At 67.3% G+C, this 23,602-nt stretch carries 19 protein-coding genes; 10 read left to right on the top strand and 9 right to left on the bottom strand.

Annotation, left to right across the window (positions count from 1 at the left end; all coding sequences use genetic code 11):
* Positions 1-1,305: an MFS family transporter gene (locus C7402_RS11975; protein ID WP_112177781.1), complete on the bottom strand. Its 1,305-nt coding sequence runs from the start codon at positions 1,303-1,305 to the stop codon at positions 1-3.
* A 220-nt stretch (positions 1,306-1,525) separates the two neighbouring features.
* The gene (locus C7402_RS11980; protein ID WP_116610817.1) at positions 1,526-3,073 is read right to left on the bottom strand and encodes an MDR family MFS transporter; all 1,548 of its coding nucleotides are present in this window, start codon (positions 3,071-3,073) and stop codon (positions 1,526-1,528) included.
* Positions 3,074-3,171: 98 nt separating this feature from the next.
* Here C7402_RS11980 and C7402_RS11985 point away from each other — a divergent pair, with 98 nt between their 5' ends.
* The 3 genes from C7402_RS11985 to C7402_RS11995 all read left to right on the top strand — a co-directional run bounded on the left by C7402_RS11985 (position 3,172) and on the right by C7402_RS11995 (position 6,264).
* Positions 3,172-3,873, top strand: coding sequence for a TetR/AcrR family transcriptional regulator (locus C7402_RS11985; protein ID WP_224044926.1), 702 nt, complete (start codon positions 3,172-3,174; stop codon positions 3,871-3,873).
* A gap of 124 nt (positions 3,874-3,997) precedes the next feature.
* On the top strand, positions 3,998-5,536 hold the full coding sequence (locus tag C7402_RS11990) for a cryptochrome/photolyase family protein (protein ID WP_224044930.1): 1,539 nt from the start codon (positions 3,998-4,000) through the stop codon (positions 5,534-5,536).
* A gap of 314 nt (positions 5,537-5,850) precedes the next feature.
* Entirely contained in the window at positions 5,851-6,264 is a 414-nt protein-coding gene (locus tag C7402_RS11995) for a response regulator (RefSeq protein ID WP_112177785.1), read from the top strand.
* A gap of 143 nt (positions 6,265-6,407) precedes the next feature.
* On the opposite strand, the gene C7402_RS12000 is transcribed toward C7402_RS11995, so the two are convergent.
* The 3 genes from C7402_RS12000 to C7402_RS12010 all read right to left on the bottom strand — a co-directional run bounded on the left by C7402_RS12000 (position 6,408) and on the right by C7402_RS12010 (position 8,886).
* Positions 6,408-7,025 carry a Fur family transcriptional regulator gene (locus C7402_RS12000; RefSeq protein ID WP_116610820.1) on the bottom strand — a complete coding sequence of 206 codons (618 nt, stop codon included), beginning with the start codon at positions 7,023-7,025 and terminating at the stop codon, positions 6,408-6,410.
* Between the two features lie 79 nt (positions 7,026-7,104).
* Positions 7,105-7,731: a glutathione S-transferase family protein gene (locus C7402_RS12005; RefSeq protein WP_112177787.1), complete on the bottom strand. Its 627-nt coding sequence runs from the start codon at positions 7,729-7,731 to the stop codon at positions 7,105-7,107.
* 207 nt (positions 7,732-7,938) lie between these two features.
* Entirely contained in the window at positions 7,939-8,886 is a 948-nt protein-coding gene (locus C7402_RS12010; RefSeq protein ID WP_112177788.1) for a phosphoribosyltransferase, read from the bottom strand.
* Positions 8,887-9,083: 197 nt separating this feature from the next.
* On the opposite strand from C7402_RS12010, the gene C7402_RS12015 reads away from it, so the two are divergent.
* Both C7402_RS12015 and C7402_RS12020 read left to right on the top strand, forming a co-directional pair.
* A complete protein-coding gene (locus tag C7402_RS12015) occupies positions 9,084-9,614 on the top strand; it encodes a putative pterin-binding protein (protein ID WP_116610821.1) in 531 nt (176 codons plus the stop codon).
* A gap of 10 nt (positions 9,615-9,624) precedes the next feature.
* A complete protein-coding gene (locus C7402_RS12020) occupies positions 9,625-11,508 on the top strand; it encodes an ATP-binding response regulator (RefSeq protein ID WP_116611054.1) in 1,884 nt (627 codons plus the stop codon).
* 42 nt (positions 11,509-11,550) lie between these two features.
* Here C7402_RS12020 and C7402_RS12025 read toward each other — a convergent pair whose 3' ends face one another.
* Positions 11,551-12,405 carry a helix-turn-helix domain-containing protein gene (locus C7402_RS12025; protein WP_112177790.1) on the bottom strand — a complete coding sequence of 285 codons (855 nt, stop codon included), beginning with the start codon at positions 12,403-12,405 and terminating at the stop codon, positions 11,551-11,553.
* Between the two features lie 333 nt (positions 12,406-12,738).
* On the opposite strand from C7402_RS12025, the gene C7402_RS12030 reads away from it, so the two are divergent.
* On the top strand, positions 12,739-13,380 hold the full coding sequence (locus tag C7402_RS12030) for a C39 family peptidase (protein ID WP_244314822.1): 642 nt from the start codon (positions 12,739-12,741) through the stop codon (positions 13,378-13,380).
* Positions 13,381-13,946: 566 nt separating this feature from the next.
* On the opposite strand, the gene C7402_RS12035 is transcribed toward C7402_RS12030, so the two are convergent.
* The gene (locus C7402_RS12035) at positions 13,947-14,909 is read right to left on the bottom strand and encodes a LysR family transcriptional regulator (RefSeq protein WP_112172942.1); all 963 of its coding nucleotides are present in this window, start codon (positions 14,907-14,909) and stop codon (positions 13,947-13,949) included.
* 312 nt (positions 14,910-15,221) lie between these two features.
* Entirely contained in the window at positions 15,222-16,274 is a 1,053-nt protein-coding gene (locus tag C7402_RS12040) for an NAD(P)-dependent alcohol dehydrogenase (protein ID WP_112172943.1), read from the bottom strand.
* Between the two features lie 188 nt (positions 16,275-16,462).
* Here C7402_RS12040 and C7402_RS12045 point away from each other — a divergent pair, with 188 nt between their 5' ends.
* The 3 genes from C7402_RS12045 to C7402_RS12055 all read left to right on the top strand — a co-directional run bounded on the left by C7402_RS12045 (position 16,463) and on the right by C7402_RS12055 (position 20,778).
* Positions 16,463-17,458 (top strand): AraC family transcriptional regulator, encoded by a 996-nt coding sequence (locus C7402_RS12045; RefSeq protein WP_112172944.1) that lies wholly within the window; start codon positions 16,463-16,465, stop codon positions 17,456-17,458.
* A 73-nt stretch (positions 17,459-17,531) separates the two neighbouring features.
* On the top strand, positions 17,532-18,476 hold the full coding sequence (locus C7402_RS12050; protein ID WP_112172945.1) for a 2-hydroxyacid dehydrogenase: 945 nt from the start codon (positions 17,532-17,534) through the stop codon (positions 18,474-18,476).
* 241 nt (positions 18,477-18,717) lie between these two features.
* On the top strand, positions 18,718-20,778 hold the full coding sequence (locus C7402_RS12055; RefSeq protein WP_165841868.1) for an EAL domain-containing protein: 2,061 nt from the start codon (positions 18,718-18,720) through the stop codon (positions 20,776-20,778).
* 65 nt (positions 20,779-20,843) lie between these two features.
* Here the strand turns inward: C7402_RS12055 and C7402_RS12060 are convergent, their stop codons facing one another.
* Complete coding sequence (locus C7402_RS12060; RefSeq protein ID WP_112173178.1) at positions 20,844-21,626, bottom strand: IclR family transcriptional regulator; 783 nt, start codon at positions 21,624-21,626, stop codon at positions 20,844-20,846.
* 197 nt (positions 21,627-21,823) lie between these two features.
* Between C7402_RS12060 and C7402_RS12065 the strand changes: the two genes are divergently transcribed.
* On the top strand, positions 21,824-23,575 hold the full coding sequence (locus C7402_RS12065) for an FAD-dependent oxidoreductase (RefSeq protein ID WP_116610822.1): 1,752 nt from the start codon (positions 21,824-21,826) through the stop codon (positions 23,573-23,575).
* Positions 23,576-23,602 lie beyond the last annotated feature (27 nt).

Below are 23,602 nucleotides of genomic sequence, written 5' to 3' on the forward strand. Positions count from 1 at the left end.
TCACGGCTCGTGGCGCAGATACCCTTCCTTGCCCGGATCGCGCATGCGGTACGACACGACCAGCGCGACCGCGCAGATCGCCGTGACGTACCAGTAGAACGTGCTTTCGGTGCCGACCGACTTGAACCACAGCGCGACATATTCGGCCGAGCCGCCGAAAATCGCGTTCGCCACCGCATACGAGAGGCCCACGCCCATGGCGCGCACTTCGGGCGGGAACATCTCGGCCTTGATGAGGCCGCTGATCGACGTGTAGAAGCTGACGATGGCGAGCGCGACGATGATGAGCGCGAACGCGGCCACCGGGCTCGACACGTCCTTGAGCGCGTGCATGATCGGCACCGTGCCGAGCACCGACAGCGAGCCGAACAGGATCATCGACGTGCGGCGGCCGATCTTGTCGGAGAGCGCGCCGAATACCGGCTGCATCAGCATGTAGACGAACAGCGCGCAGGTCATCACGCTGCTGGCGGTTTTCGCATGCATGCCCGCCGTGTTCACCAGGTACTTCTGCATGTAAGTCGTGAACGTGTAGAAGATCAGCGAGCCGCCCGCCGTGAAACCCACCACGGTAAAGAACGCGCCCTTGTGCTGCCACACGCCGCGTATCGTGCCCGCGTCGCGCTTGTGGCGCGATTCGCTCGTCGAGGTTTCATCGAGCGACTTGCGCAGATACAGCGAGACCAGCGCCGCGCACGCGCCGACCACGAACGGAATGCGCCAGCCCCACGCCTTGAGCTCCTCCGTGGAGAGCGCCTGTTGCAGGATCACGAGCACGAGCAGCGCGCAAAGCTGGCCGCCGATCAGCGTCACGTACTGGAACGACGCAAAAAAGCCGCGCCGGCCCTTGAGCGCCACCTCGCTCATATAGGTCGCGCTCGTGCCGTACTCGCCGCCCACCGAAAGGCCCTGGAACAGGCGCGCGATCAAGAGGAGCAGCGGCGCGAACGCGCCGATCTGCGCGTAGGTGGGCAGCGCCGCGATCACGAGCGAGCCGCCGCACATCATCAGCACGGAGATCATCATCGCGTTGCGGCGCCCGTGGCGGTCGGCGATACGGCCGAACAGCCAGCCGCCGATCGGGCGCATGAGAAAGCCCGCGGCGAACACGCCGGCGGTATTGAGCAATTGCGTCGTGGTGTTGCCGCTCGGGAAGAATGCGGGCGCGAAATACAGTGCGCAGAACGAATAAACGTAAAAGTCGAACCACTCGACGAGATTGCCTGACGAGGCGCCGACGATGGCGAGCACGCGCCGCCTCGTGTCTTGCGCGGACAGCGCGGCCTGGTCGTTCTGGACGTCCATGGGAGGGTCTCTTCCTGTGTCTGTTTTTTGGGGCGCGACGCACTTTTGGCCGCCGCTCGGCTTGAAACGCGCGCCGCCGGTCCCGGCGCGCGATGCCCGCGATTTTATCTAACTGTAATAACGTGTGGAGAAAATGTAAGGAAAGACCCTGGTGCGCGCGCAAAGTCGTGGTGCGCGGCGAATGTCGCGGCGGGTGCGGCTGCGACCGCACCCGCCGCGCTCAATGCTGTTGCTTGCGCAGCGGCACGTCGCGCAGCAGCCACGAGAGCGCGAACGAGAGCACCACCACGCACGCCGCCGAGAGATAAACCGTGTGCAGCGCGCCCGCGAAGGCGTCGAGATACTGCGCATGCAGCGTGGGCGGCAAATGGTGGATCACGTCGGGCGTGAGCGGTTGGGGTAGTTCGACATCGCCCGTGAGCACTTTTTCGAGCCGTGCGTGCAGCCCGTGCGAGAACACCGCGCCGAACGCGGCCACGCCCACCGAGCCGCCGATCGAGCGGAACAGCGTCGCGCCCGAGGTGGCCACGCCCATGTGGCGGAATTCCACGGCGTTCTGCACGGCGAGGATCAGCACCTGCATCACCATGCCGAGCCCGCAGCCGAGCACGCCCATGTACAGGTACATGCGGTGAATGGGCGTATCGATCTGCAAGCGGGCGAGCATCATCATCGCCACGGCCACGAGCGCCGTGCCCGCGATGGGGAACATGCGGTACTTGCCGATCTTGCTGATGATGCGCCCGGTGATGACCGACATCACCAACACCCCGCCCATCATCGGCAACATTTGCATGCCGGCCTGCGAAGGCGTGGAGCCCTTCACGACCTGGAGATAAAGCGGCAGGAACGTGACCGAGCCGAACAGCGACACGCCCACGATGAAGCCGATCAGGCTCGACAGCACGAAGGTGCGCTCGCGAAAGAGTTCGAGCGGCATGATGGGCTCGACGGCGTGCTTTTCCTCGTGGATGAAACCCGCCACGGCCACCACGCCGAGCAGGAGCGTGAGCCACAGCGTGGGCGAGGTCCACGGCAGGAGCGAGCCGCCCTCGCTCGTGAAGAGGATCAGGCAGGTGAGGGCGGCGGCGAGCCAGCCCGCGCCCATATAGTCGATCACGTGCTTCACGTGCACGGCGCGCGGCTTGAACACGGCGCCGATCACGACGAGCGCCACCGCGCCGAGCGGAATGTTGATGTAGAAGATCCAGCGCCACGACAGGTGCTCGACGAGAAAACCGCCGAGCAGCGGCCCGACCACGGTGGCGAGGCCGAACACGCCGCCGAACATGCCCTGGTATTTGCCGCGCTGCGCGGGCGGAATGACGTCGCCGATGGCGGCCATCGTCACGACCATGAGGCCGCCGCCGCCCACGCCCTGCAACGCGCGCAGCACGATGAGCTGCTCCATGTTCTGCGCGACGCCGCACAGCGCCGAACCGATCAGGAAGATCACGATGGCGGCCTGGAGCACGATCTTGCGGCCGAACAGGTCGCCGAACTTGCCGTACAGCGGCACCACGATGGTCGAGGTGAGCAGGTAGGCGGTGACGACCCAGGAGAGCCGGTCGAGCCCGCCCAGCTCGCCGACGATGGTTGGCAGTGCCGTGGAGACGATGGTCTGGTCGAGCGCGGCCAGCAACATGACGAGCAAAAGCGCCGGAAACAGCAGCCGGATCGGCGGATGGTTGCCCGCGCTCGCGGCGTCGGGGGCCGGCGGTTGCGGCCCGGTGGCGGCGGGCGCGGGGTGTTGGGGGCTGGAATCCATCGCGGGTATGTATCTTGAAATTAATTAATTTGGCGATTAATATTAGGACAATTATTCCAGTTGGTCAAAGTTTACAGAGAGACGTTATGAAAGCGGCCATGAAAGCGCCGGAAACGCCCGTCGGTCACGCAACCGCATCGTCCACGCCCGCACCCGCGCGCCGCCCCGGCCGGCCGAGCGGCGGGGTGGGCGGCGCGGAGCAGCGCGAGCGCCTGATCGATGCGGCGCTTGCCCTGTTCGCGCGCCAGGGCATGCTCGACACGTCGCTGGCCGCCATCGCGCGCGAAGCCGGCGTCACGCCCGCGATGGTCCACTACTACTTCAAGACGCGCGACCAGTTGATCGACGTGCTGATCGACGAGCGCTTCCTGCCGCTGCGCGCGGCGCTGGGCGATCTGTTCGATCAGCATCGGGACGATCCCGTGGCCGCGCTCACCGCGCTCGCGCAGCGCTTCGTCACGGTGGGGCAGCGCCATCCCTGGTTTCCGCCGCTGTGGATGCGCGAGGTCATCAGCGAGGGCGGCGTGCTGCGGCAGCGCATGCACGAGCGCTACGGCAGCCAGAACCAGGAAAAGGCGTACGCGGCCATCGCGCGCTGGCAGCGCGAGGGGCGGCTGAACCCCGCGCTCGAACCCACGCTGCTGTTCCAGTCGCTCATGGGCCTCACGCTGCTGCCGCTCGCCACGGCCCGCATGTGGCGCGCGGATCCGGCCAAACATCACGTGGGCGCCGAGGAAATCGCGCGCCATGCGGTCACGCTCATCACGCAGGGCGTGGGACCGCGGCCCGGCGCGGCCTGATCCCGATATCCCTTCGCCCGTGGCGATTTTCGACGGTGCGCGCGGCGCGCCGTGGTACGCTCCGTGGCCTTCGCGGCACGGCGCGTGCGCCGTCCCGCGCAATTGTTCCCGGTCGAGGTCCGGTCTGCGTCCTTCTTCTTCCGCTTCTTCCACGGCTTCCCGCGCCGCGCCGGCCATCGTCTGGTTTCGCGACGATCTCCGGCTCGCCGATCAGCCCGCGCTCGCGCAGGCGGCGGCCAGCGGCTTGCCGCTGATCTGCGTCTGGATTCACGACCCGCACGCCTGCGGCGAGCGCCCCGAGGGCGGCGCGGCGCGCTGGTGGCGCCACGAGTCACTGCGCGCGCTGGGCGCGGCGCTCGAGGCGCGCGGCGGCGGGCTGCTGCTCCTGCAAGGCGAAGAGGCGCCGACGCTCGACGCCCTGGTCACGGCAACGGGCGCCCAGGCGGTGTACTGGAATCGCCGCTATGGCGCGGCGCAGCGCGCGTCCGACGGCGCGCTCAAAGCGACGCTGCGTGCACGCGGCGTGAGCGTGGAGAGCTTCAACGGCCAGCTTCTGAACGAGCCGTGGACGGTGCTCAACCAGTCCGGCGAGCCGTTCCGGGTTTTCAGCGCCTACTGGCGCGCCTGCCTGCGCATGGGCGACCCGCCGCCGCCGCTGGGCGAACCCGAGCAGATGATTTTTCAAACGCTGCCAGCAAGTCTTACCCGGCGCGCATCGACACTCGACGATCTCGGCCTTGCGCCGCGCGCGCCCGACTGGTCGGGCGGCCTGCGCGCCGCGTGGCCGGCGGGAGACGAGGCGGCGCTCGAACGCCTGCGCGCGTTCCTCGCCACGGATCTCGACGCCTACGCGGGCGAGCGCGACGAACCCGGCGACGCCGCGACGAGCCGCCTTTCGCCGTATTTGAGCGTGGGTGCGATCTCGCCGCGCCAGGTGTGGGCCGCGCTCAAGGCAGCCCAGCACGCGCACGGCCGTGGCTCGGCGCGGCGTGCGGCCAGCGCGGAGAAGTTTGCGAGCGAGCTGGGCTGGCGGGAGTTCTGCCACTACCAGCGCTTTCACTATGCCGATCTCGCCACGCGCAACCTGCGCCCCGCCTTCGACGCCATGCCGTGGCGCAACGACCCGGCGGGCCTGCGCGCCTGGCAGCGCGGGCTGACCGGCTATCCGCTCGTCGACGCGGGCATGCGCGAACTCTGGCACACGGGCTGGATGCACAATCGCGTGCGCATGGTGGCGGCGTCGTTCCTCACGAAGCATCTGCTGATCGACTGGCGCGCGGGCGAGTCGTGGTTCTGGGACACGCTCGTCGACGCCGATCCGGCCAGCAATCCGGCCAACTGGCAGTGGGTGGCGGGCTCGGGCGTGGATGCGGCGCCGTATTTCCGCATCTTCAATCCGGTGCTCCAGGGCCAGAAGTTCGACCCGCGCGGCGCCTATGTGCGGCAATGGGTGCCGGAGCTCGCGGGCTTGCCCGACGCGCTCGTGCACCAGCCGTGGAAGGCGAGCGCGCAGCAACTCGAAGCTGCGCGCGTGCGGCCCGGAGAAAATTATCCGCACCCGGTCATCGAACATGAACTGGCGCGCGAACGCGCGCTCGAAGCCTATGCGCAAACCGGCAAGACGAAGGGGCGCGCCCTGGCAAAAGAGGGTGGCAAGGCATGAGCGCGGCTTTCATCGGCCTGCCTTGTGACGCGGCTATCGTGCGCGGCGCGACTGGCCGCGCGCGCCGCGCAAGGGAACCCGGCGGCATTAATATTGCTCTATCAGGACCGACTGCGAAGTTGCCCGAAGTTGCAACATGGTGGCCACGTTGTTGCGGCGTCGCTGTCTACCCGCCGTCAGGCCGGGTTCGCAGCCGCCGGCGCGCAGTGGCCGGTCAGGACGCTGGAGCCCTTTATCAACACGGGCAGGTCCGGTCGCGGCACGGTTAGCCTCATGGTCGGCCTGACAGACAGAAAGGCATTCAAGCAAACACAATGAACGCAGTACACAAACTCGACCGGACGACCATCGTCCTTGTCGAAGACGACCCGCATAGCCGGGCGTCACTGACTTCGCTGCTGGAGGCGGAGGGTGCGCATGTCGTGGCGGTCGAAGACGCCGAAACGGGCGTCGAAGCGGCCCTGAACCTGCACCCGGACGCCGTGGTCTGCGATCTCGACTTGCCGGCCATGGACGGCTTCTACCTGATCCAGCGCCTGCGCGACTACGAGATTCGCGGCGATCGCGCCCCGGCCGTCGCCGTCGCGCTCACCGGCCACACCGACGAAAGCTGGCGTTTGCGCAGCATCGGCGAAGGCTTTCAGCACTTCATGACCAAGCCGGCCCGGCCCGAGGAACTCGTGGCGCTGCTCAGCGACGCGATCGACGATGCGCGCCAGTCGCTTTGAAGCGGCTATGACGTGGCTATGAAGCGGCGCGCGTAGCGAAGCGGGGCGGTATCGTCAGGGTGTCGTGCGCCGCAGAACGCGGCGCGGGTTGCGCCTTGCCCGCGCCGGATTGGCGGAGCGGGGCAATCGCGGCGGGTGGCGAATCAGGAATGCGCGGCGGCTTCGGGCGTCGCGGCGGAGCCGGGTTGCGCCGCCTGGCCGGCCTGTTCAGCCTGGCTGGCCTGGCATTGCGCGCACAAGCCCTTAAGCTCGATGCCGTCGCCGGCGAGCCGGTAACCGGCGGCCTCGATCTGCGTGACGAGCGCCTGGCGCAGCTTGGGCTCGTGCAACTCGGTGACGTTGCCGCACTGCTGGCACACCACGAGAATGCCGTGCTGGCACTGCGTGAGATCGTGGCAGACGGCGAACGCGTTGATCGACTCGATGCGGTGAATGAGCCCGGCGGAAAGCAGGAAGTCGAGCGCCCGGTAAACGGTGGGCGGCGCCGAACCCGGATGGATCTGGCGCATTTCGTCGAGCAGCGAATACGCCTTGGTGGCGCGGCCCGAGGCGAGCAGCAACTCCAGCACCTTGCGGCGGATCGGCGTGAGCTTTTCGCCGCGTTCGCGGCAATAGGCCTCGGCCATGGCGAGCGCCGACTCGAGCGAAGCGCCTTGGGCGCCGTCGTGCGAGTGTGCGTGCGCATGGCCGTGATCGTGCGCGTGGTCGTGCGCCTCGCCGTGCATGGCGGGGGCGTCCGGGGACGGTTTTGCTGTCTTCATGCCTGCGATTATACGGGGCGCGCCGCCGGCCCGCCCGCGCTCCCGCGCAGTCCCATTCCAGTCGCGGCGCAGGTGCGGATCAGGTGAGCGGCATGCCGATGTACTTGCGGAAACCCTGGCGCTGCGCGATGCGCTGATACCAGCGTTCAATATTCGGCAGCGGCTCGCGCTCCACGCCTTCGAGCCCGAACCAGCGCCGCGCGTAGGCGCCCAGCACGATGTCGGCGAGCGAGAAGCGCTCGTGTTCGAGGAAGAAGCGGCCTTGCAGATGGCTGTCGAGCAGCTTCCAGAGCTTGCCCACCTGATGGAAGTCGGCTTCGATCTGCGCCGGGTCGCGCTTTTCCGGCGGCGTGCGCACGAGCGCGAGGAACAACGGCCGCTCGGCGGGCGCGAGCGTGCCGATCGACCAGTCTAGCCAGCGCTCGATCGAGGCGCGCACCTTGGGATCGGTCGGATAGAGCAGGCTCTGGGGACCATACTCCATCGCCAGATAGCGCAGGATCGCGTTCGACTCCCACAGCACGAAGCCGCTGTCCACGATCGTCGGGACCTTGCCGTTCGGATTCATGGCGAGGAAGGCGGGTTCGTCGAGGCGGCCGAACGCGCCGCCCGCGTCGATGCGCTCGAACGGCAGCACGAGTTCATCGCAACACCACAGGATTTTCTGGACGTTCACCGAGTTGGCGCGTCCCCAGATCGTGATCATCCGGCGCGTACTCCTTGCAAGGGGAAAAAGGGTCAAGCCTGGCGCAGGCCGCCACAATACACGATAGCTCGCGGCGCTAGTTCGTTGCGCCTCTTTCAAAAAGATAGGCGCTGTACGGCGCGAGACGCTCCGCACTCGTGCGGCAACCGTGCGGCAGCGCGCGCATCGAGTCTTGCGGGCGCGGCGGTCCGGCGTCCGGCCGCGCCTTCAGCTCCAGACCGAAGCGCCGATCAGCGTGCCCGTGCGCGCCTGGGCGTTCCACCAGATTACGCGCAAAAGCGGCGCCTGTTGCGCGATGAAGATGGCCTGCACCGGGTCGCTTTCGATGAAATGCGTCACGCCGCAGCGAATGGCCGCCGCGGCCTTGTGGGCGGCTGCGCCCGCGGCCGTGTCGTCGTGTTCGCCGGGCGCGCGCATGAAGAGTTCGAGGTGCCCGAAGCCGTGGCGTTCGAGCCACGCGAGCGTGCGCTCTCGGTCCATTTCCGGGCGCCCCGTGATGATCGCGCGGGTGCGCTTGAGGTCGACGCCGGGCAGACGCTCGAAGGGCACGAGCTGGTCGCGCTCGGCGAGCGCGGCGACGAGGTTTTCGTCGTAGCGCGCGAGCGGAATGTCGGGCAGCAGCACACCGTCGAGGTCGATCGCGTACACCGCGTACTCGTGGTCGTCGGCCATGCGCGTGCCTTCGCCTTTGGCGTCGCCCGACCAGTCGGCGCGATAGCGGTCGGTGTAGGCCTGGCGCTCCCACGGGAACAGCGCGAAATAGCCGCTCGCGTCGATCGAATAATCGGGGCGCAAACGGCTCAGATCATCGTAGGCGCCCGTGAGCGTGCGCACCACGAGGCCGTGCTCGCTCAGGAAGGCCATGCAGTCCACGAGCGTGTGGCCGCGCCCCGCGATGTCCTCGCACAGCAGCACCTTCGAGCCGGGTTCGGGCAGCGGCAGTGTGGAGTCCCAGCGCACTTCGCGCGTGGCGCGGTCGTAGCGCAGGAACGCGACGCCCGCGCCCGTTGCGTGCGAAACCATCAACGCGAGCGGCGCGCCGCCGCGCAGAATGCCGACCACGATGGCGAATTCCTCAGCGATCAGCGCCGGTTGGAGCGACTCGACCCAGTGGTCGAGCTGTTCATAGGTGAGCGGAACGATGGGTTTATCCATGGAATGAAGTCGGCGACGTCGCGCCCGTCCGACGCATGCGTACGCGAGGACGACGTCTATTGTCAGTGCAATGTTTGACGATATTATGCCTATGCTCGCCCGCGCCTGCTGGCGGGCCAGGTGAGAAAGGCGGTTCGACGCCGCGACACACGACACACGACAACGACGCGATCCATCGCGCGAAAGGGCTGGGCAACATGCGGGATTTCAAGGAATGGCCAGGCTGGCGGCGCTGGGCCGCCGTGCTGGGGCTCGCGCTAGTGGGCGGTGCGGCGTCGCTTGCGCACGCGGCGCCCGGCGGATCGCTTGCGCTCGACGTGGACGGCGAAGTGCGCGTGACCAACAACGCGGCCCACACGGCGTACCACTTCAGCGAGGCGCAACTGCTCGCCTTGCCCGTGCATTCGATCACGACCGCCACCACCTGGACGCCGCGCTCGACCTTCACGGGCCCGCTGCTCTCCGATGTGCTCAAGGCAGTGGGCGCGTACGGCAGCCAGATCGAGATTCACACGCTCGACGACTACACGTGCGTCGTGCCCGTTGCCGACGCCGAGCACTACGGCGTCGTGATCGCCTACGCAATGAACGGCCAGCGCCTCAAGGTGAGCAATTTCGGGCCGCTGTTCCTGATCTATCCACGCGACCGGTATCCGCTGGAGCTCGACGGCGCCGCGGGCGACGCCAAATTCGCGTGGCAGATCAAGTCGATGACGATCAGGCGGTGAGCGGGTGGTGATGCGACGTCCGTGGCGGCGACTCGTGCAGGTGTTGATCTGGGTGGCCGCGCTCGCGCCGCCCGTGGTGGCGGTCGGCTATCTGCTGTACGCGAACCTGCTCAACCCGCAGGTCGTGCAGCGCATCACGGGCAATTACGACGGCCTTTACTGGGACGCCGCGCAGCTTCAGATCGCGTATGCGCGCTTCGAGAGCCAGTTGCTGATTTACTCCGACGGCATCGACCGCGATCTCGACAAGGTGCGGCTGCGCTACGAAGTGCTCCAGTCGAAGCTCAATGTGATGAAGGGCTCGACGCAGTCGCTCGACGGGCAGCCCGGCCTCGGCAAGCGCCAGGAGGCCGATCTGGCGATCCTCTACGCGACGATCTCGCCGTTCGAGGCGGAGATCTCGACGCTCGCCGAGGACCATTCGCGCGCGGTGCCGATGCTCAAGGCGCTCGACGCGCACTGGACCCAGGTCACCGACCTGGCGCTGAACCGGCGCTTCGCCGACGTGACCGAGCGCGAGGCGATCCGGCGCGACTTCATCGCCAAGCGGCGCGAACTGTTTGCGGCGGGGCTCGTGCTGCTCGTGCTGTCGGCGGCGGCGGGCGTGCTGCTCGTGATGAACGGCTATCGGCGCACGCGTCTGTTGCACCAGCAGCACGCGGCGCTCGAAGCCGAACACCAGGCGAGCCGCGCGGCGCGCGAAGCGAGCATGGCGAAGGACGCCTTCCTCGGCATGATCAGCCACGAGCTGCGCACGCCGCTGCACGCCATCGTCTCGTCGATCGAACTGCTCGGCTTCAACTCGCACTCGGAAGGCGACCGCAAGGTGATCCATCGGCTCGAAGCCGCCGCGCGCCAGCTCGAAGCGCAGATGAAGGACCTCACCGACTACGCGCGCCTCGGCGCCGGCAAGCTGGAGTTGCGCCAGGAGGAGTTCGAGCCGCGCGAACTGCTGCAATCGATCGTCGACGAGCACGAGCAGGCGGCGCGCGCGCGCGGGCTCGCGTTCGAGCACGCGTGGCTGGGGCCGGATCGGTCCGTGCTGGCCGATCCGCATCGGATTCGCCAGATCGCGAGCAATCTGGTCACGAACGCGATCCGTTACACGGAGCGCGGCAAGGTGCGGCTCGAATTCTCGCTGGAGGTGGGCGCGAGCGCCCTGGAGCCCGCAGGCACCGAAACGCTCGTCATCGTCGTGAGCGACACCGGGCCGGGCGTGGCGGCGGAAAAGATTCCGCTCATCTTCAAGGAGTTCACGCAGCTCGACGCGTCGCGCTCGCGGCGCTACGAGGGCGCGGGCATGGGGCTCGCGATCGTGCGCGGGCTCGTCGACCTGTTCGGCGGCCGGATCGTGACGCAAAGCCGCGTGGGCAAGGGCACGACGTTCATCGTGCGCATCCCCGTCACGCCGGTCGAGCCGCCGGCGGCCCCGGCCGCGCCCGCGGCGGCGCTCTCCACGCAGCCACCGCCGCGCGTGCTCGTGGTGGACGACAACCCGCTCGTGCGCGATTCGCTGTGCGAGATGGTCGCGCACATGGGCTACAGCCCGCTTGCGGCCGGCGACGCCGACCGCGCGCTCGCGCTGGTGGAAACGGAACCCTGCGACGTCGTGCTGCTCGATCTGCACATGCCGGGCCGCGACGGCTATGCCTTCATGGCGGGGCTCGAAGCGCGGCGTGGCGTGCTTGTGCCGCCGCGCGTGATCGCGGTGAGCGCCGACGTGGCGGGCCTCGCGGCGCTCGGGGGCGCATGCGATGGCAAGGGCGGCGGGGAGAGCGGCAAGCGGTACGGCGAGGCCGCGCCGTTCTTCGACCGGCTGACGAAGCCGGTGCATTACGAGGTGTTGCGCGCGGCGTTGCAGCGTGCGCTGACTGCGCCACGCGAAGCCGCCTGAGCGTGGCACGAGCCAGCAGCCGAACCAGTCAGGCGGACGGCCTTAGCCGCGATTGAGGCGTTTCGAAAGATCGGCGACGAGAATCGCCATGCGCGCGGGCTTTTCGTAGCACGCCACGTTGTAGTGGCGCACGACCTGGCTGATCTCCGACTCGCTGGCCTTGCCGGTCAGCAACTCTCCCGTGAGCACGAAGATCGGCGCGTCGGGGTTTTCGGAGGCGCGTATGCTGCGGATCGCCTCGGCGGCGGTCTGACTGCCGAACAGCCAGTCGATCACCACGCCGTCGAACACGTTGTTTTCGAGCGCCTCGTTGAACGCCGTGAGGCCGTAGAGCGCGAGCGCCGCGTAGCCGCTGTGCTCCAGGTAGTCGCGCAGGTTGTCGGCGGAGGACTGGTCGTCGTCCACGACCGCGATGAGCGGCTTGTCGGACTCGGCGCGGCGCGGGTAGATCTCGATCTTGTGGACTTCGCGCGCGTTCTGGTAGAGCGCGCCGTCCGGGCGCACCACGCGCCACTGGCCCTGTTTTTCGTAGGCGACGAAGTCGGGGCGGCTGCCCGCCTCGACCGGCGCGCCGATCCATGCGGTGCAGGGCAACTCGGCCGCGCTCACGCAGAGAATGGCTTCCTGCGCGTTCGCGCCGACCATGCCGGGGTCGAGCAACTGCGCGCCGAACAACTGGCCGGCGGGTTCGCCGAACGCCTCGGCCACTTTCTTGATTTGCGCGAGCGTCCACGGGCTATTGCCGCGCAGCTTGCGGTGCCCTTGGGAAAAGCTCAGGTCAAGAATCCGGCACAGCTCGGTCGTTTGCTGACGCTTGCCGATGCCGTGACGGCTCATCAGCTCGCGTACGCGCTCCGCGACCGAGGCCGAGTCGGTTGTGTGTGCAACGTTCGACATACCGCTTCAGGGGGAAAATCGTGGATTCAGTTTCTGATCATCATGCCGCGGCGCCGCGAGTCCCTTGTGACGGGGGCTCGTGCGGTTCGCTCGCGGGAGCACGATATTCTAAACGCATCATTTGGTAATTGCGGGGCGCTTTTTTCAGCCAAATGCCTTTCAGCCTCGAAAGAGGTAAATGTAAGCATTTTGTTGGCTTGGTGGCGGTAATGATTACGTATGACTTGCAACGCTCATGACGTTGCCGTCGCGGCGCGCGCCTGCGAAGATGCTCGATTCTGAACGCCGGATGTCCGCGTGGCGGATCAACCTTACTGAATCGAGGGATATCGCTTGAAAGACCTGCGCGATGGCGGAACATGGCGGCACGAGGCCGTGCCGTACTACAGCCAGTGGGGGAGCGCCGCGTGGGTGGCGCCCATTGTCGAGCGCGGCGCGGACCCGTGCGATGACCCCGGCTGGCGCGCGAGCGGCTTTGCCGAGCCCGATGACTATCGCTTCTGGGCGAAGCGGCTGTGCGGGCTGACCTGCCTCGAGTCGGCGCTCGATCATTGGGGTATTGCGCATGCGCCGCGCGCTGTGCTGCTTCAGGAAGCGCTGCGGCACGGCGTTTACCGCGTGCGTGACGACGGCGGGGTGGACGGGTTGATCTACCGGCCGTTCGCCGCGTGGGTGGAGGCGGCGTTTGGCGTGCGCGTCGAGGTGATGGTCGACGAGGGCATCGAGGCGAGCGCCGCGCGTCTTGACGCCGATACGCTCGCTATCGTTTCTGTGAGTCCCGAGATTCGGTATCCCGAACGGGCCAATGAGCGTCAAGGCGGGCACCTGATTTTGCTGCACGGGCGCGGGGAGGGCGGGGTGTGGTTCCATAACCCTTCCGGGATCGCGCCGTTTCAGGCGGATGCCTGGCTGCCCTATGAAACCGTGGCGCGGTTTCATGCGCGGCGGGGGATGGCGCTTTCGCGGCCGGGTTGAGGTGGGTTTTCGCGTTTCCTTGTTTTCGTGTCGGTCTGCCAGCGTTGCCCCTGTGCGGGGCGGCACCTACTTTTCTTTGCAGCGGCAAAGAAAAGTAGGCAAAAGAAAGCCGCTCAAACCGCTAGTGCCTGCCACGGTTCACCCCGCACCGTATTTGTCTGTGGCTCCGGAGCATCCGTCACCTCGCACCTTTGAACGGAGTGACAAAGGGCTCATTCTTCCGGCGGCGCTACGCGCCCCGAAGGGCATAACCAAAACCACAAACCCCGCGTAGGCAAGGCGGGTTTCCCTTGCAGACCTTTCCGCAGCGCGCGAAGCGAGCGGCGGGAAGTATGACTGCCTTGTCACCAGGTTCAAGGGTGCGAGGTGACGGATGCTCCGGAGCCACAGACAAATACGGCGCGGGGTGAACCGTGGCAGGCATTGGCGGTTTGAGCGGCTTTCTTTTGCCTACTTTTCTTTGCCGCTGCAAAGAAAAGTAGGTGCCGCCCCGCACAGGGGCAACGCTGGCATACCGACACGACCACAAGGAAACGCGAAAACCCCAGGCCCAGCCACCAAAAAAATCAGGCAGCCAAAGGCAACAACCCACCCAACAACTCCCGCACCCGCGAAAGATCCCGATTAAGCGCCCCAGCGCCCTGAAACAGCTCAGCGAGCCAGTCAACAAACACGCGCACCCGCGGCGAAACCTGCCGCGACTTCACAAACGCGACCGAAACCGGCGTAGGCAGCGGCTTCCACTGCGGCAGCACCTCGACCAGCGCGCCGCTCTCCAGGTAAGGTTGCGCCGCGAGTAGTGGCGGCTGGATCAGCCCATAGCCCTGCAAACCGCAGGTGAGATAGGCGAACTCATCGGAAACATGCACGAAGCCGTCCACTTTCACCTTGGTCGGGCTGCCGTCCACCTCGAAATCGAACTCGTAAGGGCGTCCAGTCAGCGGCGAAAGAAAGTTGACGACAGGATGCTGCGCGAGGTCATCGAGCGTCCCGGGCGCACCGCGCCGCGCGAGGTAAGCGGGACTCGCGCAAGTCACGTGCTCCAGCACGCCCAGGCGCCGCGCCGCAAGCCCCGAATCGGGCAGCTCGCCCAACTGGATGCTGCAATCCACGCCTTCGCCGACCAGATCGACGTTGCGCAGGCTCACGCCGATCACGAGGTCGATCTGCGGGTAGCGCGCGTGGAACTCCGCGAGCGCGGGCAACACGATCGCATTGGCGATCAGGCCCGGCATCTCCACGCGCAGTCGTCCGCCGATCGCGCCGGGCGACTGGCGCACGCTCGCTTCGGCATCGTCGATGTCGGCGAGGATCTGCGCGGCGCGCTCGTAGTAGGCCGCGCCTTCAGGGGTGAGTGAAAGACGCCGCGTGGTGCGCACGAGCAATTGCGTGCCAAGCAGCGATTCGAGGTTCTGCATCAGTGTGGTTGCGCTGGCGCGCGGCATATCGAGTGACTGCGCGGCTTTGGTGAAACTGTTGGTGTCGACGATGCGGACGAACGTGCGCATCGCCTGGATGCGGTCGATCACGGGCGAGCTCCTGGTAATGGGCTTGAGGCTTGAACGCAATCCGCGCTGCTGCAAAAAGGTGAGCCGCGTAGCGATGAATGCGCTTCGCGGTGCCGGCGTCTCGCGGAAAGCGACGCGCAGCGGTTAAACAGCGATGACGATCAGATGGCGGCGAATGTGACGCCGGCTCGACTACGGGAGGCCAAAAAAGAAGGCCTCGAAGCGGGAGGGCTGGCGGGTCGTCCTGAATGGACGGCCCGGCGGGGCAGGGTGTGACGTCGGCGTGCGCGGTGCGCGACGGGCAGTGCGTAGTGCCCGCGCACGCCTTGCGCGTTACTTGCGCAGCGAATCGAGGTCGATCACGAAGCGGTACTTCACATCGCTCTTGAGCATGCGCTCGTAGGCGTTGTTGATGTCCTGCATCTTGATCATTTCGATATCGGACGTAATGCCATGCTTGCCGCAGAAGTCCAGCATTTCCTGAGTTTCCGCAATGCCGCCGATCAGCGAGCCCGCGAGACGGCGGCGCTTCATGATCAGGTTGAACACTTGCGGCGACGGGTGATCGTGCTCGGGCGCGCCCACCAGCGTCATCGTGCCGTCACGGCGCAGCAGTTCGATGAACGGGTTGAGGTCGTGCTGCGCGGCCACCGTGTTCACGATCAGGTCGAAGCTGTTGGCGTGCTTCGCCATCTGCTCCGGGTCCTTCGAGATCACCACTTCGTCCGCGCCGAGGCGCTTGCCGTCTTCGATCTTCGAGGGCGACGTGGTGAACAGCACCACGTGCGCGCCCATCGCATGAGCGAGTTTCACGCCCATGTGGCCGAGGCCGCCGAGGCCCACGATGCCGACCTTCTTGCCCGGGCCCGCGCCCCACGTGCGCAGCGGCGAAAACGTGGTGATGCCCGCGCACAGCAGCGGTGCGGCGGCGGCTGCGTCGAGGTTCTCCGGCACGCGCAGCACGAAGGCTTCGTCCACCACGAGCTGCGTGGAGTAGCCGCCGTAGGTCACGTCGCCGCTCACGCGGTCGTTGCCGTTATAGGTGCCAACGAAGCCGTTCTCGCAATACTGTTCGAGGCCTTCCGCGCAGCTCGCGCAGGTGCGGCACGAGTCGACGAGACAGCCCACGCCGACCAGCTGGCCCACCTTGTACTTCGTGACGCCGTGGCCGACTTCCGCCACGCGGCCGACGATCTCGTGGCCCGGCACCACCGGGAACATCGTGTTGCGCCATTCGTCGCGCGCCTGGTGCAGGTCGGAGTGGCACACGCCGCAGAACAGCACGTCGATACGGACGTCGAGTTCGCGCAGGTCGCGGCGCTGGAATTCGAACGGGGCGAGCGGCGAGGCGGCGTCGCGGGCGGCATATCCGTAGGTGGGGTACATGTGTTGGCTCCTTGGTGCATGGGTGTTGCGGCAGGGTTCCCATCGTAAGGATCGAGGGCGACCCAGGGAATACCTGAAGCTATCGAAGACTTGCCTGATTCTCCTGGCGCTCAGCACGCCAGCAGGTTCGGTGATAGATTGGCAAGCCTGTTTCTCTGCCTGATTCACTTTTTTGGGGCACAACCGTCATGGGCTACGTCAAAACTCTCGCGGCGGCCGCCATTGCGCCGGCCGCCGCCACCCAGGCCCGCACCGTCGACCTGCTCATGCAGATCACGCAGTGCGACGGCGTGCACACGACGCCTATCGAAGGCGTGCGGCTCTATCGCGGCAGCGAGAGCCATGGGCGCAAGCCGGTCATGTACGAACCGAGCATCTTCATCGTTTGCCAGGGACGCAAGCGCGGCTTTCTCGGCGACCAGGTGTTCGTCTACGACGCGCAGCAATATCTGGTCCTCTCGGTGCCCATGCCGTTCGAATGCGAGACCGAAGCGAGCCCCGAGGTGCCGATTCTCGCCATCTCGATCCGCGTGGACCTCACGACCGTCGCCGAGCTGCTGATGGCGCTCGACGACCGGCGAGGCCCGGTTTCCGAGCCCTCGGGCATCTACGCCACGCCGCTCGACGCGACGCTCTCGAACGCCGTGCTGCGCCTGCTCGAAGCGCTCGCGCAGCCCAACGAGGCACGCATACTCGGGCCCGCGATCGTGCGCGAGATTTGCTACCGCGTGCTGACGGGCGAGCAGGGCGACGCGATCCGCGCGGCGCTCACGCACCAGCATCAGTTCGGCCGCATCGCGAAGGCGCTGCGCCGCATTCACACCGACTACGGCGGCGACCTCGACGTCGAGACGCTTGCTTCGGAAGCGGGCATGAGCCTCGCCGTTTTCCATGCGCACTTCAAGGCCGTCACCTCGACCTCGCCGATGCAGTACGTGAAAACCACGCGCCTGCATCATGCGCGCCTCCTGATCACGCACGACGGCCTGAACGTGAGCGCGGCGGCCACGCGCGTGGGCTACGAGAGCGCTTCGCAGTTCAGCCGCGAGTTCAAGCGCCTGTTCGGCATGAGCCCCGCCGACGAAATGCGCCGCGCGCGCAGCGCGGCCGTGGCCGTGACGGTGGTGGTGGCGCCCGCGCCGCGCGTGGAAATCGTGCCGCCGCGCTACGTCACGGCCGTTTGATCCCGCCTCGACATTCGCTTGCACGGCGGTTTGCGTGGACAGCCGATTCGTACATCGAAGCAATGACAAAAGGATGACGCTCGTGAAGAAGCCTTGCCTGCTGGTCCTGATTCCGCTCGTTGAAAGCGATCACGTCGAACTCGGCGAGCGGTTCGAGGTGATCTACGCGCCCGACGCCGATACGCGCGCGCAAGCGGTGGCGCGGCACGGCAAGGACGTGCGCGTGGTGCTCACCAACGGCACCACGGGCCTCACCGCCGACGAAATCGACAGCATGCCCGCGCTCGAACTCGCGGGGGCGCTCGGCGCGGGTTACGAAAATCTCGCGCTCGACCACGCGCGCGAACGCGGCATCGCGCTGTGCAACGGAGCGGGCGTCAATGCCGACTGCGTGGCCGATCATGCGCTCGCGCTGCTGCTTTGCGCCGTGCGCGCGGTGCCGCAGTTCGACGCGGCGTGCCGCACGGGCGTCTGGCGCGACGCGCTGCCCATGCGGCCCACGGTGTCGGGGCGCAGGCTCGGCATTGTCGGCTACGGGCATATCGGCGAGAAGGTCGCGCGGCGCGCGGCGGGCTTCGGCATGGAGCTCGGCTATCACAGCCGCCGCCCGCGCGAAGGCGCCATGGCGCGCTATTTCGAAACCTTGCTGGCGCTCGCGCAATGGAGCGACTTTCTCGTCGTCGCAACGCCGGGCGGCGAGCAAACGCAGCATCTGATCGATCGCGCCGTGATCGAGGCGCTTGGGCCGGATGGCTTTCTCGTGAACGTCTCGCGCGGCAGCGTGGTCGACACGGCCGCGCTCGCCGTGGCGCTCAAAGCCGGCACGCTGGGCGGCGCGGGACTCGACGTGTATGAGGGCGAGCCGCAGCCGCCCGCCGCGCTCATCGGCCTGGACAACATCGTGCTCACGCCGCACGTGGCCGGCACGTCGCCCGACGTGCGCACTGCAACGGTGCGCCACTTCGCAGCCAATGCCGCGCGCCATTTCGCGGGCGAAGCGCTGCTCACCCCGCTCTAAGCGCGCGCACCGGCGCACGACCTTCTCCCCGACGGCGGCCAGCGTATTGCCGCCTTTGTGCACGCCACCGCGCACGAACGGTGGCGCGGCATCGTATCATTGCATTCGTGCGAGCCGGAATGGCTATTCCAGCGGCCGCCAACGACGAAAACGGCCATGAACCTGTCGTGACGGCATGCTCGTCGTGCTTCGCGCGACGACCGGGCCGCGACGACCGGGCGGGGAATTCAAAGGCTCAATAATGAAAACGCTGATCGGGGCGCTGCAAGAACACGCGGCCCACGTGGTGAACCGCTTCTACGAGGAACTGGGGCGCCTGCCCAAATCCCGCCGCATCCTCGAAATGCTCTCGGGCGCGGAACTCGCGCATCTGAAGTCGCGCCAGATCCAGAATCTCCTTGCGCTCGCCAACCTCGGCCTGACCGCGCGCGAGCACGCGGAGATGGCGCAGCGCATCGGCCGGATTCACGCGATCGTCGGTCTCGACAAGGAAGAGCTGGTGCGCAGCCGCGGCATCCTCCAGGAGCTGTTGTACGCGGAGGTCGGCCGCACCGTGAGCGCGCAGCAACTCTCGCTCTACACGCGCCGGCTGACTTCCGATCTGGCGTGGCAACTCAAGGCGTATCAGGACGTGCAGGATTCACAGCAGGAAGCGCTGTTGCGCATCACGCGGCTCGTTTGGGAAGCGGGCACGTATACGAACTTCATCGACCAGGTGATCGCGACGCTCGCGGCTCACGGCGAGGTGACCGCCTGCACGATCGGCCGTCCCGACGCCGAGGGGATTTTCCATTTCGAGGCCGGCTCGGGCGGCAAGACCGAGGGCGGCATGCTCCAGGTGCTCGTCGCGCATGACCAGGTCATCAGCGTGCGCGCCGATCACCCGCAAGGGCAAGGCGCGGTGGCCCGCGCGTGGCGCAGCGGCAAGCCCGAGCGCGTGGTCAACTACCAGACCGATCCGCTCGTCACGGCCTGGCGCGAGGTCGCGGCGCGCGAGGGCGTGCGCTCCTCGGTGGCGATACCGCTGGCGGCGCCCGGCCAGCCGCCGCTTGCCGTGCTCAGTTTGTATAGCGCGTTTCCTGGCGGCTTCGTCGGGCCCGAACAGGTGGCGTTCGTCGATTTGCTGCAAACGCTGCTGGGCTGCGCGGCCATGCGCATCCCGATCCACGACGGCATGAGCGCGGCCGTGCCGGTGAGCGTGCGCCAGCACTGGGCGGCGCTCGTGCGCACCGGCGCGCTGCAAATGCACTATCAGCCGCTGCTCAATCTCTCCACGGGCCGGGCGGAAAAGGTCGAGGCGCTGGCGCGCCTGCGCGACGGCGAGCGTTTGCTCGTGCCCGACGATTTCCTCTCGGCGCTTTCCTCCGACGACCTGCTCGCTCTCTTCACGAGCGGCCTCGACCAGGCGCTGGCCGACCGCGCGCGCTGGCGCGCGCAGGGCCGCGATCTCGACATCTCGATCAATCTGCCGCCCGCGGCGCTCAACGACATCCGCTATTTCGAGGCCACTCGCGGCGCGCTCGTCACGCACGGCTGTCCGGCCGCGCGGCTCACGCTCGAAGTTCTGGAGAACGAAGCACTTTCACTGATTCAGGGGCAGCGCGGGATTCTCGCGAAGTTCCGCGAGCTTGGCGTGCTGCTCGCGCAGGACGACCTGGGCGCGGGGCATAGCGGGCTCACCCGCCTGCGCGAACTGCCGTTCGACTGGATCAAGCTCGATCGCGAGATGGTGAAGCTGAGCGGCGGCGACGCGTTGAACACGCTGCGCGTGATTTACCAGTTGACGCGACTTGGGCATTCGCTGGGCCGGCAGGTGCTCGCCGAGGGCGTCGACACGCTCGACCTGCTCCACGCGCTCGCGATTCTCGGCGTGGACGGCGCGCAAGGCTTCGGTATTGCGAAGCCGATGGAGGGCGCGCGCCTGCTCGAATGGCTCGACTGCACGCCGGACTTCGTCGCGAGCGTGAGCGCCGAAGCTGACGCCGGAGCCGGGCCGGGCAAGGAAAGCCTGCTTGCGCGTCTTGCGCGCTTCGTGATCTGGGAGGAGCGCATGCTGATGATCGCCGCCCTGCCGCAGGCCTCGCGCGATCTGTTGCAAGCCTTGACGCGCGAAGATGGCGAGGGCGGCGGCGTGCCGCTGGCACAATCGCTTGCCGGATTCGGCAACATTCTGCCGCCAGGCCCGCGGCGCGATGCGTTGCATCGTCAGGTGGTCGGCGCGCTGCTCGCCGAAGGTGCCGGCAGCGAGGCGTGGCGCAATGCGCTGCGTGCGCTGATGGAGGCCATTACGGGCGATGCATGAGGTTCGCGGCCGCTACGCCGCTTACCCGTTTTTGTGCAAATCGATAAGGATTGCAGAAGAGAGGTCTACGCGGTGTGCCCAAGCTGCCGCGAAATTTCCGTACAGCACTCGCGCAGCGCCTTGGCGACGGCGCCGTCCCAGCGCGAGTCGAATCCGTCCGCCGGTCCCATCACCGTGATGGCGAGCACGATGTTGCCGAGCGCGTCGAACACGGGCGCGCTGAACGCGTTGATGCCGGGAATCGGGTCGCCGATCGTGCGCGCCATGCCGTGCTTGCGGTTTTCCACGAGGTCCGCTTCGAAACTCGACTTCGAGCGCTTCTTGTCCTCGTGCAGCGCGAGCCGTGCGGCGTCGCTCGCGAGGAACTGCTCAACCACCTTGGGCGGCAGATAGCTCGCGAACAGCCGCCCCGTCGCGGTATTGCGCACCGACATCACGGCGCCCACGCGCAGGTTCACATGCATGGGCTGCGGCTCCACGAGCTGCACGATGGTCGGCCCGAGATTGCCCCACACCGCGCCCGCCACGCTCTGTTCGGTGCTCGCCGCAAGCTGTGCGATGCGCGGCGCGGCCTCGCGCACGGGGTCGAGCTGATAGAGCTTGGCGAGGCCGACCTGGAGCGCGAGCGGCCCGAGCGCATAGAGCCCCGTGGCCGGGTCCTGCGTGACGAAGCCCACCTTCATGAAGCTCACGAGATAGGGGTGCGCCTTGCCCACCGTCATGCCGGCTTCGCGCGCGAGCTCGCGCAGCGGCAGCGGCTTGAGTTGGCTGGCGAGCGCGACGAGCAGCGTGCTGCCGATCTCGACGGACTGGATGCCGCGACGCGGCTTGTCTTCCAAAGCGGCCATGCGACGAAAAAAGAAAGAGAAAAACGGGGCCAATTTTAGCATCTGCGACTGCGCCCGACTCGCACCGGCTGACCGCTCGTTTTCGATAATAACGAATGCGTTGACTATTATCGAATGCGTGCTAGACTCGTTTCCACAGAATGAAAAGGCGTTGGCGGCGCAAAAAAGCGGTCGCGGCGCCGCGCAAAGGAGACAGCATGGGGACGCAGAGCGTCGAATGCGATGTGCTGGTTATCGGCACGGGCGCGTCGGGCATGGCCGCGGCGATCACGGCGCAGGCACGCGGCCTGAACGTGCTGATGGTCGAGAAAGAGGCCCGTATCGGCGGCACGACGGCGCGCTCGGGCGGCTGGCTCTGGATTCCGGGCACCTCGCTCGCGAAGGCGCAGGGTATCGAGGAGCCCGAAGGCGCGGCTGCGCGCTATCTCCAGCATGAAGCGGGCAAGCATTACGACGCGGCGCGCGTGGGCGCCTTCCTGCGCCACGGCCCCGAAGCGGTGGACTTCTTCACGTCGCAAACGGCGCTGCAATTCGACATGCCGCCCGTGTTTCCCGACTATCACGCCGAAGCGCCGGGCGGCCTGCAAGGCGGGCGCTCGATGCTCACGCGCCCGCTCGACGGCCGCGAACTCGGCGCGCATATCGGCGAACTCGCGCCGCCGCTGCCGGAGTTGACCGTGTTCGGCATGATGCTCGGCTCCGGCAAGGACATCTGGCATTTCATGCGCATGTTCCGCTCGCTCGAATCGTTCGCGTGGGCCACGCGGCGCATGGCGCGCCACGGCCTCGACGTGCTGCGCCACGGGCGCGGCATGACGCTCACCAACGGCAATGCGCTGGCCGGGCGGCTCTATCGCTCGGTGCTCGATCGCAAGATCGCGGTCTGGCGCTCGACGGCGGCACAGCGCCTGATCGTGGAGCACGAGCGGGTGGCGGGCGCGTGGGTCGAGCGCGAGGGCGCGCGCATTGCGGTGCGCGCGCGGCGCGGCGTGGTGCTCGCCTGCGGCGGCTTCCCGCATGACGTTAGCCGCCGCGCGCAATTGTTCGCTCATGCGCCCGACGGCCATGCGCACCACAGCCCGTCGCCCCAGGCGAATACCGGCGACGGCCTGCGCCTTGGCGAATCGACTGGCGGCTGGGTCGATCCGACCATTCCCAATGCGGCGGCCTGGGTGCCGGCCTCGGTCACCACGCGCAAGGACGGCACGGCGGGCGTGATGCCGCATTTCATCGATCGCGCGAAACCCGGTGTGATTGCCGTGACCGGCAACGGCCGCCGCTTCACGAACGAAAGCAACTCGTATCACGACTTCGTTCAGGCCATGGTGCGCGCCTGCGCGGGGCAGCGTGAAGCGGGCGCGTGGCTCATTTGCGATCACCGCACCGTGCGCAAGTACGGCCTGGGCTGTGTGGCGCCCGCGCCCATGCCGATCGGCCGCCACCTGCGCAGCGGCTATCTGAAGCGCGGGCGCAGCGTGGCCGAGCTTGCCGCGCGCATCGGCGTGGAGCCTCAGGCGCTCGAAGGCACGATTGCTCAGTTCAACGAACCGGCGCGCCGCGGCGAGGACCCGCAGTTCGGCAGGGGCAGCGCGGCCTACAACCGCTACCAGGGCGACGCCCTGCACGAAGGCCCGAACCCGTGCGTCGCGCCCATCGAGCACGGCCCGTTCTACGCGATCAAGCTCGTGATCGGCGACATCGGCACGTTCGCCGGGCTCGCCACCAATGCGCACGCCCAGGTGCTCGACCGCCGCGACGCGCCGATCGAAGGCCTCTACGCCGTCGGCAACGACATGGCGAGCATCATGGGCGGCAACTATCCGGGTGCGGGCATCACGCTCGGGCCCGCGCTCACGTTCGGCTACGTCGCGGGGCTGCATCTCGCCGGCGCGCTCAATGACGAGGCCTGCGAGGCATTCGCTGAATCCGTTTCATCACACGACCAGTAACACGCCGCATTCAGACGGCTGCTTCAA

Source organism: Paraburkholderia unamae, assembly GCF_003096875.1.
Classification (GTDB): Bacteria; Pseudomonadota; Gammaproteobacteria; order Burkholderiales; family Burkholderiaceae; genus Paraburkholderia; species Paraburkholderia unamae.